This window comes from Acinetobacter sp. BZX-2 (genome assembly GCF_055179795.1).
On sequence record NZ_CM143686.1, the window covers coordinates 3740769 to 3753095 of the forward strand.

The 12327-nt window shown below is 38.7% G+C and carries 13 protein-coding genes; 4 read left to right on the forward strand and 9 right to left on the reverse strand.

Annotated features, from left to right (window positions below):
• The first annotated feature begins 13 nt into the window (after positions 1-13).
• Genes ileS through ACY45D_RS17535 form a run of 3 tightly spaced genes read left to right on the forward strand, consistent with a single transcriptional unit; the run spans position 14 to position 3867 of the window.
• Positions 14-2857, forward strand: coding sequence for an isoleucine--tRNA ligase (ileS, locus tag ACY45D_RS17525; RefSeq protein WP_463107851.1), 2844 nt, complete (start codon positions 14-16; stop codon positions 2855-2857).
• On the forward strand, positions 2850-3389 hold the full coding sequence (gene lspA, locus ACY45D_RS17530; protein ID WP_463107852.1) for a signal peptidase II: 540 nt from the start codon (positions 2850-2852) through the stop codon (positions 3387-3389). The genes ileS and lspA overlap by 8 nt, the downstream gene beginning before the upstream one ends.
• A complete protein-coding gene (locus ACY45D_RS17535; RefSeq protein WP_463107853.1) occupies positions 3382-3867 on the forward strand; it encodes an FKBP-type peptidyl-prolyl cis-trans isomerase in 486 nt (161 codons plus the stop codon). The genes lspA and ACY45D_RS17535 overlap by 8 nt, the downstream gene beginning before the upstream one ends.
• Before the next feature lie 78 nt (positions 3868-3945).
• Here the strand turns inward: ACY45D_RS17535 and ACY45D_RS17540 are convergent, their stop codons facing one another.
• Together ACY45D_RS17540 and ACY45D_RS17545 are read right to left on the reverse strand one after the other, a co-directional pair.
• On the reverse strand, positions 3946-4272 hold the full coding sequence (locus ACY45D_RS17540; protein WP_463107854.1) for a type II toxin-antitoxin system YafQ family toxin: 327 nt from the start codon (positions 4270-4272) through the stop codon (positions 3946-3948).
• The gene (locus tag ACY45D_RS17545; RefSeq protein ID WP_463107855.1) at positions 4244-4525 is read right to left on the reverse strand and encodes a type II toxin-antitoxin system RelB/DinJ family antitoxin; all 282 of its coding nucleotides are present in this window, start codon (positions 4523-4525) and stop codon (positions 4244-4246) included. The genes ACY45D_RS17540 and ACY45D_RS17545 overlap by 29 nt, the downstream gene beginning before the upstream one ends.
• 197 nt (positions 4526-4722) lie before the next feature.
• Between ACY45D_RS17545 and ACY45D_RS17550 the strand changes: the two genes are divergently transcribed.
• On the forward strand, positions 4723-5643 hold the full coding sequence (locus tag ACY45D_RS17550; protein ID WP_463107856.1) for a LysR family transcriptional regulator: 921 nt from the start codon (positions 4723-4725) through the stop codon (positions 5641-5643).
• A 2-nt stretch (positions 5644-5645) separates the two neighbouring features.
• On the opposite strand, the gene ACY45D_RS17555 is transcribed toward ACY45D_RS17550, so the two are convergent.
• The 7 genes from ACY45D_RS17555 to tpgA form a co-directional block, all read right to left on the reverse strand.
• Positions 5646-6389: a sulfite exporter TauE/SafE family protein gene (locus ACY45D_RS17555; protein ID WP_463107857.1), complete on the reverse strand. Its 744-nt coding sequence runs from the start codon at positions 6387-6389 to the stop codon at positions 5646-5648.
• Positions 6390-6546: 157 nt separating this feature from the next.
• Entirely contained in the window at positions 6547-6834 is a 288-nt protein-coding gene (locus ACY45D_RS17560) for a chorismate mutase (protein ID WP_167374946.1), read from the reverse strand.
• Positions 6815-8170 carry a hypothetical protein gene (locus tag ACY45D_RS17565; RefSeq protein ID WP_463107858.1) on the reverse strand — a complete coding sequence of 452 codons (1356 nt, stop codon included), beginning with the start codon at positions 8168-8170 and terminating at the stop codon, positions 6815-6817. The genes ACY45D_RS17560 and ACY45D_RS17565 overlap by 20 nt, the downstream gene beginning before the upstream one ends.
• A gap of 263 nt (positions 8171-8433) precedes the next feature.
• Positions 8434-10263, reverse strand: coding sequence for a dihydroxy-acid dehydratase (gene ilvD, locus ACY45D_RS17570; protein WP_463107859.1), 1830 nt, complete (start codon positions 10261-10263; stop codon positions 8434-8436).
• 347 nt (positions 10264-10610) lie between these two features.
• The gene (locus ACY45D_RS17575; protein ID WP_463107860.1) at positions 10611-11033 is read right to left on the reverse strand and encodes a hypothetical protein; all 423 of its coding nucleotides are present in this window, start codon (positions 11031-11033) and stop codon (positions 10611-10613) included.
• A gap of 24 nt (positions 11034-11057) precedes the next feature.
• Positions 11058-11477, reverse strand: a complete 420-nt coding sequence (locus ACY45D_RS17580) for a hypothetical protein (RefSeq protein WP_463107861.1) — start codon at positions 11475-11477, stop codon at positions 11058-11060.
• Between the two features lie 35 nt (positions 11478-11512).
• Entirely contained in the window at positions 11513-12304 is a 792-nt protein-coding gene (tpgA, locus tag ACY45D_RS17585; protein WP_463107862.1) for a trimeric autotransporter adhesin/peptidogylcan-associated protein TpgA, read from the reverse strand.
• Positions 12305-12327 lie beyond the last annotated feature (23 nt).

The window sequence follows — 12327 nt, forward strand, 5'->3', positions numbered from 1 at the left end:
GATGACAACGTGCATGAGCGATAAGCAAACTCCTGAAAATGCTGTGGATTACAAAGCCACACTCAACCTCCCAGGTACTGAATTTGCAATGAAAGCAAATCTTGCAGTACGTGAAGCAAAATGGTTAGAAGAGTGGTATGCCGACAATATTTATCAGCAGATTCGTACATCGCGTATTGGCAAGAAAAAATATGTGCTTCATGACGGCCCTCCATATGCCAATGGTCAGATCCACTTAGGTCATGCGGTGAATAAAGTCCTTAAAGACATTATTATCAAAAGCCGTGTGATGGATGGCTTTGACGCGCCTTATGTTCCGGGTTGGGACTGCCACGGCTTACCAATCGAACTTAAAGTTGAAGAAAAGGTCGGTAAAGTTGGCGTTAAAGTAGATGCATCGACATTCCGTAAAGCTTGTCGTGAATATGCCAATACCCAAATCGAATTACAGAAAAAAGATTTTGTGCGTATGGGTGTATTTGGGGATTGGAGCAATCCTTATCTCACCATGAACTTCAAACAAGAAGCTGATATCGTCCGTGCATTGGGTGAAATTGCCAAAGCAGGACATATCGAACCTGGTCTTAAACCCGTTAACTGGTGTTTAGACTGTGGTTCTGCACTTGCTGAAGCTGAAGTTGATTATCAAGATAAGAAATCAGATGCCATCGATGTTGGTTTTGGTGTGGTCGATCTTACTGATTTATCTACAAAAGTCGGTGTTACTGTTCACAATCCTACCGATATTGTCATTTGGACAACAACACCTTGGACGCTTCCTGCTAACCAAGCTGTTGCCCTTCATGCTGACATTGAATATCAATTGGTTGAAATCCAATCTGATCGTGGTACGCATAACCTGATCTTAGCCAAAGATTTAGTTAGTTCTGCATGTGAACGTTATAAACTTGAAAATCCAAAAGTTTTGGCTGATTTTGTCGGTGCTAAACTTGAACATTTACAATTACAGCATCCACTCATTACAGATCGCCAAGTACCTATAATTTTAGGTGAACATGTCATTGCAACCAGTGGTACAGGTGCGGTACATACTGCGCCAGGTCATGGTGTGGACGATTATAAAGTTGGCTTACAATACAATTTAATTGTTGATAATCCTGTCGGCGGCAATGGCGTGTATTTACCGACTGCTCCGATTTTTGCAGGCGAGCATATCTATAAAGCCAATCCGCAAATTATTGAAGCTTTATGCACTGCGGGTAAACTTTGGGCGCATGTTGCGATTACGCATAGCTATCCACATTGCTGGCGTCATAAAACACCGATTATTTTCCGTGCGACACCACAATGGTTTATCAGCATGGATGCCAAAGGTTTACGCCAAGATGCATTGAATGCCATTGAAAATGATATCGATTTTGTTCCAGATTGGGGTAAAAATCGTATTCAATCGATGATTGACGGTCGTCCAGACTGGTGTATCTCACGCCAACGTACTTGGGGTGTGCCAATCCCATTCTTCGTGCATAAAGATACGCATGAGTTGCACCCTCGTACACCTGAACTCATCGAAGAAGTTGCTAAACTGATTGAACAGGAAGGCATTGACGGTTGGTATAATCGTGAAGCGAGCGAATTCATCGGTGCAGATGCTGAACAGTACAACGCGGTTCGTGATACTTTGGATGTGTGGTTTGACTCAGGTACAACACACTATGCTGTATTGCGTGAACGTGAAGATTTGACTGATCCAGCTGATTTGTATTTAGAAGGTTCAGACCAACATCGTGGTTGGTTCCAATCTTCATTATTAACATCGATTGCCATCAATAAGCGTGCGCCTTACAAAGGCTTGCTCACTCACGGTTTCGTGGTAGATGAGAAAGGCCGTAAGATGTCAAAATCGATTGGTAATATCATCACACCTCAAGACATCATTAAAGACATGGGTGCAGATGGTCTACGTTTCTGGATCGCCTCGGCTGACTACCGTTATGAAATGACGGCAGGTAAAGAAATCTTTAGCCGTGCATCTGATGGTTATCGTCGTATTCGTAATACCTTGCGTTTCTTATTGGCGAACTTAAATGGTTTCAAACCATCAACAGATGCATTGCCTGTAGATCAATTGATCGCATTGGATCAATATATTTTACAACGTGCTACGGATGTGCAAAAAACCATTCAGCAAGCTTATGAAGATATGAATTTCCATATCGTAACCAATGCTTTGACCAATTTCTGTATCAATGACTTGGGTGGTTTCTATTTAGACATCATCAAAGATCGTCAATACACCACCAAAGCAGATTCTAAAGCACGTCATTCAGCACAAACTGCGCTGTATCATTTAGTACAAGCTTTTGTTCGTTGGATGGCGCCAATCTTGAGCTTTACTGCACAAGAAGCTTGGCCACTGATTCCTGAGCAGTCAGAGAAATATGTATTTACAGCGGAGTGGTATGACATTCCAGTTTCATCTACAGCGAACTTAATTTCAGAAGCGGATTGGCAAACTTTGATCGCAGTGAAGTCTGCTGTGAATAAGCAAATTGAAGCAGCTCGTAATGCGAAATTGATCGGTTCAAATCTTTCTGCAAAAGTCGAACTTTGGGCAGATGCTGAACTCAAAGCTGTATTAGATCAGTTAGGTGATGAGCTTCGTTTCGTATTAATCACATCTCAAGTGATTGTAAATGCATTGGATGAAACTCAAGGTGAAGCAACAGATCTAGACGGTCTACGTGTCAAAGTGTCTGCTGCGGATGGTGAAAAATGTGCGCGTTGTTGGCATGTTCTACCTGATGTAAATACACATCATGCACATCCAGGTCTTTGTTCTCGTTGTATTATCAACCTTCCTACAGGTCAAGGCGAAGAGAGAAAATATGCCTAATCCGCAAAGTAAAAAGGGCTTATTCCAATTTTATCCTCATAATTTAATGTGGCTTGGACTTTCCGTCCTTGCCATCATTATTGACCAATGGACGAAAAATATTGCAAGTACACATCTGACTTATGCAGAGCCTGTACCTGTACTACCCTTTTTAAACTGGACATTGCTGCATAATTACGGCGCAGCTTTTAGCTTTTTGTCTGATGCAGGCGGTTGGCAACATTATTTGTTTACTGGGTTGGCTGGGATTGTATCGATCATCTTTATTTTTTGGCTATTGCGTATGCCAAAAAGTACGGTGATTTTGCCGATGGCCATTGCATTGATCTTAGGTGGAGCAATTGGTAATTTAATCGATCGCGTTAGCTTAGGCTACGTTGTTGATTTTATTCATGTGTTCTACCAAAATCACCACTTTCCAGCATTCAACATTGCCGATAGTGCCATCACTCTCGGTACGATTTTATTGTTAATCGATACTTTCTTTTTAGAAAAACATCGTATTCAACGTGCGGAAGCGCAAAATGACTGATGAAATAATTAATCCAAATGACGAAACTCGTATCGCAGATGGATCAAAAGTAGACTTACACTTTTCTGTTGCGATTGAGAATGGTGTTGAGATTGATAACACACGTAGCCGTGAAGAACCTGTGAGTTTAGTCATGGGCGATGGTAGCTTATTACCTGGTTTTGAGAAGGCTTTATTTGGTCTTCGTGCAGGTGACCGTCGTACTGTTAGTCTTCCTCCTGAAGATGCTTTCGGCCCGTGGAATCCTGAAAATGTACAAAAATTTGATACTGTGAAGTTTGAACAACGCCCTGTTGAAGGTCACATGATCGAGTTTGAAGACAAAGCCAAGCAAAGCCTATTTGGTGTGGTGAAAACGGTGGGTGATGACATCACTGAAGTCGATTTTAACCATCCATTAGCAGGTAAAAATATTACTTTTGAAGTTGAAATCTTTAAAGTCACCCCTGCTGGTCAGCAAGGTGTGAAATTGATGTAATTTCATCAGTTTAAAAAAAGCTCCTGAGGGAGCTTTTTTGTTGGGAATTTTTTATCAATTTTTTTTATCAATCAGTTTTTAAAACAACTCACTATGAGTACCTGCACGAACAAAAACAATCATCTCGAATTTAGATAAAGATTCAATTCGATAAATCAGTAGGAAATCCCCACCAACATGCAACTCACGATAATTAATCCAATGACCTGTTAATGAATGATCTTTCCATTCAGCACCTAAAGGTTCATCATTTGCAATCAACAGCATCATCACTGTTTTGAGTTTTTTCATATCATAACGACCATTACGAGAAAGCCGTTGCCAATCTGCTAAAAACTCTTTTGTATAATCCGATGATCGAGCCAAAACAGCACGTTTATCTTGAGCTATTTTTTTCGAGGTCATTAAACAAGCCTTCTACTGTCTCAAAACGTGCTTTTTTCGCCTGAATAAGATCATCGGCTTCATTCATCGCTGAAACAGTCATTGCATTTGGTACTCGCACATCAAACGGAATTGCTTGTTCTGCAACAACACGTGTCAAAAAAATGCGTACAGCATCCGAAACAGACAAACCCATTGCTTTTAAGGCCTGCTGTGCTTGCAACTTTGTTTCATCATCAATTCGTACATGCAACATTGAAGTTTGCGAAGACATAATATAACCTTCTTATTTTGTATCTCAATTGAGACTTATCATAACATAAAACCATTTCAAACGATCTTTTTTTAAACAATTTTTGATTGATATATGCTTTAAAAAAATTAAACCTCAACTTGGTACACTTTAGTTACATCATCATTCGATTAATAACTCAGTTATAATCTAAAGAAATCACTATACATCTTAAAATCATGCGTCTAGATTTTTTTGATCTACAACTTTTTCTCCATATCGTGGACACTGGAAGTCTGACCAAAGGTGCTGAGCGCTCATCTATTTCATTACAAGCCGCCAGTGAACGTATCAAGAAACTCGAACAACACTATGCAACCACTCTTTTTATCCGTCATGCTTCTGGGGTTAAACTAACCATTGCTGGTCAAACTTTTGCAGAACAAGCTTCAATGCTAATTCAGCAAAGAAAGCAACTCGAACAAGCTATGTCACCCTATGCAGAAGGTCTCACAGCACACATGACCTTATGGTGTAATTCATCTGCGCACAGTGAATATCTACCTGTGTTATTGCCACAATATTTGGTCGAAAATCCACATGTACACATAGATCTAAAAGAGGCTGAAAGCAACGATATTATTCAAGCAATTGAAAAAGGTTCTGCGAAATTGGGATTAATTTCCAGTTTTTTTAACTCACAACAACTTCAAGCTTTGGACTTTTTTGACGATCCTTTGGTTTTGATTTGCCCCACTGATCATCCATTACAAATACATACTGAATTAAAACTCATCGACAGTTTGAATTATCCTTTTGTGGGGCTCATGCAATATCATTCTTTACAGCAATCTATAGAAACTCAGGCAAAGTTACTCAATTGTGCAATTCAATACCGTTTAAGACTTCCTAATTTTACCGCTATTGCTCAAGTGGTTGCCAACGACGTAGGGATTGCAATTATGCCTAAACGGGCAGCACAGCGGCTAAGCTCGCAATATGCATTTCATCAAATTGAGTTAACAGGTGAATGGGCAAAACGCCAACTACTTTTGGCTGCACAAAATTTTGATCAACTTCCAACAGCTTACCAACACTTTGCCCAGTTTTTACTTTCGCAAAAATCTAAATTGATTTTGGATGAGGACTTAAAATCTTAAACTCAAATCAATCTAAGCTGATGCAGAACAGCATACATTCCAAAAATCACTAATCCACAGAAAAACACTTTGCGAAATTTTTGCTCTGGAATACGGTAACGAATCTTTGTGCCCATCCACATACCGATGAGTGCAGGAATTAAAGCAATCAAGGATAATTTATAATCCATTGGCGTATTTTCAACAGGGTTTAAATGCAGAAATACCGCCAAACAAAGAGTTGAAACAGTAAAAGCCAAACCGAGTGACTGTACCAAATCATCTCTTTTCAGATGCAAAGATTGCAAATACGGCACCACTGGAATCACCACAACCCCAGTAGCAACAGTTAACGCACCACCCAAATAGCCAACGATTGGAGATAACCATTTTTCATGTGTTGCAAGATTAGGCATATTTTTTGAGAATAAACCGTACAATCCATACAATGCCAACATCGCACCTAATAAGGCTTCGCTATGGAAACTAGTATTTGCGTGGCCTAAAGTCGGGAAAATACTCCAAATTGAACCAACAACAATACCGATCAATAATGGGTAAAAACGGCACACCAAACGCCAAACATATCCTTCGGCAAAAAGTTGCCAAATATTGGTCACCATTGAAGGAATAATCAATAATGTTGCTGCTTGGAATGGGCTAATGACTAAGCTCAACAACCCCATAGAAACAGCTGGCAATCCTAGTCCAATTGTTCCTTTAATCATTCCCGCAATAGCAAACACGCCAACAACAAAACCGATCATTTCGCATTACCTCATTTTTCATAAGCAATGCTAAAACATCAATAACGGCGGTAAAATCATTCATTTTGGAATACAGCCTCAATTAAAAATTGAGGCTGATTTGATGTGGTTGTGATCGCGATTTTTTACCCATCATCACAAGTGTGAAATTACTGTTTTAAGGTCTAATTTCTTTTAATTCTCGTTGAATAAAATGCTGAATCATTTCTCTATAAATGCTTTCAATCAAGTCAGGATCTGTGCCAACTTCAAAGGCTTTTTGACGTACTTTATTAATCACTTGTTGCACACGCTCAGGAGATTGAGCATCTTCTGTAGTTCTCTTAAACCGCACGGCTTGATCGACATAAAATTGGCGAGTTGCAATTAAATCAATCAATTGCTGATCAAGTTGATCGATATTTTCACGGACTTGCTCTAAAGATTCACACTTCTCTTTTTTCATCATTTGATCCGTCTAAGTCCTGTTCTTCTGCGTCTTGTTGAGCACGTTCCAGCTCATTCTCTGTCTTATACTTCTGTTCTAACACATTACTAAAAATACTTTCAATCATCCAAACGCGATATAGACTGTTAAATACGTAACGCTTTCCTTCAATTCTTAACTCTAAGACAGGAAAATCAGGCTGATGCTTTTCGGCACATTGTCGATCGTTATCTTTTAATAATGCTTCAACATCAATATCAATCAGCTTTTCAATATTTAAATCACGCTGTAATTTTTGAAAATGTGCTTGAAAAGACAAATCCTGACCCCGTGTCCAAACAGCTTGTAAAATCTCATACATCGCATCTACACGTTGTTCTTCTAGCACACTGTAATAAAGTTGCGCCATATTCAGAATACTGTCCTTTGTTGGTCTACAAAATGGCGTGAATTTCACTTCAGTCCGTTTGGATAAACGAGTCGCCAAACTCCAATCAAAAAAATCACGCCCGTGATAACTTAAAGGAAATAAATTCAACTGGATATTATAATAATTTGCCAACTCTTCTTTGATATAGGCCAACAATAACCAACTAATTGGATCTTCTAAAGCAATGTATAAGTCCAATTCGGGATGCATGGCTTGAATTTCAGCCAGTTCCTCTGCATCACTCATCAAATGTTCACGCCATTCAATGTGATTAATCAAGAAGATTGGATTATCTACCAGTACCTTTTGTTGTTTTAAACGACGTGTTAAACGCAATAAATCATCTACAGCATGATATTTGCGCCCACCAAATTCAAAATAACTTTCTAAAATAGGTGTATCGTTAAAGACACGTTCTGGGAAATTTTGTGGTTTTTGATGCTTACTCGCCATAACGAATAAAGTGCGTAATTTTCCATACTGTTGTTGCCATAACATATGGAACACATCTTCGAGTAAATAAAGAAAATTCTGACCTAATAAAGGGGTATTTCTTAGAATAATTTCCGCTTGTTGTAATGCTTCTTGGGTCGGTTGCTCAGGTTTTTCATTGTCATAGCTAAAACGATGTTGCGTTGCGAGAATCTTGGCATCATTTAAACTATAGGTCCGCCATTCCTCCACAGTCATACCATTTGGGGGTTCTGCTGAAGTATTCGAAATAATTACTTTTAATGGTTTTAAATCATCTCGAAGTATTTCTTCAAGTTGTGGTAACTGCTGTACTGCAAGATAGCTATAAACATCGTCTAAACGCAAATAAATACTCAGCCCATGCTCCGTGGATAACACCTCTTGACGAGTTGGTTTTTGATAAAACCAGCTCGATCGGATTGGATCAAACCAACGGCGTAGCAATGACATGTGTAGGGCCTCGAAATAAGCGCTTAAAAATAAATAGGATTTGATTGAAACTCATTCAAGCATATCATCCATTCACCTTGGATGCTGAAAAAAATCAATATGAATGAATGGCTCAAAATTTTATAACAATTCATATCGAAATGATCAATGTCTAAAATCCAAAATGAATGAAAGCATTTAGGTCAATACAATAGAAAAAGCACCCAACCAGTGAGTGCTTTTTGAATATTTTAAAATATCATCATGCTATTTAATTCGATGTTTTAAAGTTCTCGAACAGCACCTTTTGAAGCACTTGTCGTATGCATTGCATAAGCTTTCAAAGCTTTAGAGACTTTACGTGGACGCTCTTCCTCAGGTTTCCAACCTTTTGCTTCTTGTTTGGTATGACGGTGCGCCATTGTCGCATCATCAACCGCCAAGTGAATGGTACGGTTTGGAATATCAATTTCGATACGATCACCATCTTCAACCAATGCAATCGCACCGCCTTCAGCAGCTTCAGGAGAGACGTGGCCTATTGAAAGACCTGAAGAACCACCAGAGAAACGACCATCTGTTAATAATGCACAATCTTTGCCTAAACCTTTCGATTTTAAATAGCTGGTTGGATAAAGCATTTCTTGCATACCCGGACCACCACGTGGACCTTCGTAACGAATCACCACCACATCACCAGCAACAATTTTACCTGCTAAGATAGATTCCACAGCAGCATCTTGGCTTTCAAATACACGAGCTGTACCGTTGAATTTCAAGATTGAATCATCAACGCCTGCAGTTTTAACAATACAACCTTCAAGTGCGATGTTGCCGTAAAGGACAGCCAAACCACCATCTTTAGAGAATGCATGTTCTGCATTACGAATCACACCATTTTCACGGTCACCATCTAAACGTGAATAATAACGATCTTGAGAGAATGCTGTTTGAGTTGGCACACCACCCGGTGCAGATTTAAAGAAGTTATATACGTCTTCATCTTCTGTACGGATAATATCCCACTTATCTAAAGCATCTTTCAGTGTTTTCTCATGTACGGTTGGTACAGAAGTATCGAGTAAACCTGCACGGTCTAATTCACCTAAAATCGACATGATACCGCCAGCTCGATGCACATCTTCCATATGTACATCTTGTTTCGCAGGAGCAACTTTACACAATACAGGCACTTTACGCGATAAACGGTCAATATCATCCATAGTGAAATCAACTTCTGCTTCGTTCGCAGCCGCCAATAAGTGAAGAACTGTATTGGTCGAACCACCCATCGCGATGTCTAAAGTCATGGCATTTTCATACGATGCTTTCGTCGCAATGTTACGTGGCAACAAACTGTAATCATTTTGTTCGTAGTGACGTTTGGTAATCTCAACAATCAACTGACCCGCTTTTTCAAATAATTTTTTACGGTTTGCATGCGTTGCTAAAGTTGAACCATTGCCTGGTAATGAAAGCCCTAAAGCTTCCGTTAAACAGTTCATTGAGTTTGCGGTAAACATCCCTGAGCATGAACCACAGGTTGGACATGCTGAACGTTCGTATTCTGCAACTTCTTCATCGGTAAAGCTGTCATCAGCAGCAACAATCATGGCATCAACAAGGTCAATGGCGTGTTCATTACCACGGATTTTCACTTTACCCGCTTCCATTGGTCCGCCTGACACGAAAACCACTGGAATGTTTAGGCGCATAGAGGCCATCAACATTCCCGGTGTGATTTTGTCACAGTTAGAAATACACACCATTGCATCGGCACAATGTGCATTCACCATATATTCAACTGAGTCTGCAATTAAATCACGAGAAGGTAATGAATAGAGCATGCCATCATGCCCCATTGCGATACCATCATCGACGGCAATGGTATTAAACTCTTTCGCTACACCGCCTGACGCTTCAATTTGACGTGCCACGAGCTGACCTAAGTCTTTTAAATGTACATGGCCAGGTACAAATTGCGTAAATGAGTTGACCACCGCAATAATCGGTTTACCAAAATCGTCATCTTTCATTCCTGTCGCACGCCATAAGCCACGTGCGCCAGCCATATTTCTTCCATGTGTCGATGTTTTTGAGCGATAGTCAGGCATTTTTACTTCCAACATTATTTGAGCTGAAATGAATTCAATAATTCATTTTGGCGGAATAAAACTGATAATCAGTCGAAATATATCTACATCATACTATAAGATGTTGTGTAACAGATGATCAAACGCAGGATCGTTTTTATACAATCGTGATTTGTGATGATTTCAACGATTATTTTGTCAATCGGGTATTCTAAAAACTAATATAAACTGATATTTGAGAATACAATACAAAACTTATATGAATAATTTTTAAAAAAAGCATAATTAAATTTTATAAATATAAGTAATTCAAACAAAACTCACGAATAAAAAAGGCTTCCGAGGAAGCCTATCTATTCAAATATTGATTACTTCTGTTTGATTAAATACAAACCTGTACATTGTTTGCCTTCGCGGTCTGTACACAATTCAGCTGTTTTTGCAGACATCCATCTTAAACTCAAACGAATATCAGCATTGGTATAATCCACAGGTTGTCCGCCACAGCCTGCTTTTTTATTGTCTGTTTGCACTTTCATTGCCAAAATATCTAAAGCTTTGGCATCTTTACTTCTAAGTACAGAAAACTCACCCGTCATTCTTTTCTGTTTCGTAGTATAGGTGAACTGTTGAGGCTTAGTGAATTGATAGGTTTCTGTACATTGCGTCTTAGCATTATAAATCGACCAAATTCCCCAAAAATCGTTGGCTAAATTGACTTGTGATTTATCAAAAGCTTGCGCTTGCATAGCTAATCCTAAACCAAGTGCAGCAAATACTATTTTCTTCATTTCGTATTTCTCAAAGTATTTAAATTAATGTTCTGGACGAAGATAAACTGGGCAGTTCTTTCCGAGAGAGTCTATACAAAAATAAATTTTTTGATCCGATTCTTTCTTTAAAAAGTGGGTGGTTGACAACCCTGTTTGATTCTCACGGCTTCCTGTGCAATCAGGTTTTTGATTGTCTGTTTGAAAACCAATCACAACAGCTGGTAATTCAAAACCATTTTCTTTCGATATAAAACTATACATCCCAGAAACTCGCTCTTGATTGCTTTCAATCAAAACTTCACCTGATGGTAAAAAACGATATTTTTCAATACATGCCGTTCCAGTTTGTACCAAACCCCATTGTGGTGTTTTTTGTAAAACCTGCATTACAGATGATGTTTCTGCTTTGCTCACTCCAGCTAAACTCATCAATAAGCTTAATACAACAAGTCTTTTTTTCATGCTGCCATCCAATTCCCTGTTTAACTCTATCACTTTTACCATGAAATATTAACGCGACGATTCGGTGCTAGGCATTCTATTAATTGAATTTTCCTATTTACCCCAGAACATTGTTGATATGCATCTGTTTTGTTTTTCGCTTCAAATTGAATTTGGTTTGCATCTATACCTTGCTGAGTCAAAAGCTGAGTCACCGTGTTGGTTCTTGCGACAGACAAATTTTGGTTATACTTAAATGACCCTAAACGATCTGTATAACCATAAACTTGTACAGTTTTACCATTAGACTGTTTAATTTCTTCAACAATTTTTCCAATCACTTCTGGGTTTTTCACGCCCTTTTTATCTGAACGATCAAAATAAAATAAAACTGTTGCAGTCTGACTTGCAGGAGAAATCACACTTTGCTCTGTATCAGATTGATTATTCACGCCCCATGCCATTAAACCTTGGCAAGCTTCACCTTTCCAATACAGATTTTCAGATAAATAATGTTTATCAAAATCGATACGCAATTGGCAACGTTTATATTGAGTAGAATCAGGCTCTCTAATATCTAATACATAATTCCATGTTCTGACAGCAAATAAGCCTTCAGAGAATTGTGGATTGCCTAGAATATGGCGAATTTGATCTTTGCTCAAACCTTTATCTAATCGAGCAACATTGTCATATTCATAACGTGGTACTTGTTTTAAATAACTGTCTTTTAATTCAGGAAAATGAATTTCTTGAGCTGTTTGTGTTTCTATTTCAGCAGCATGACTTAAAGACATCACTAGACCGCTGATTACACTTAACAGAATCTTTTTGTTGAATGCTTTCATTTTTTGTCTCTCTAAAATTAGGG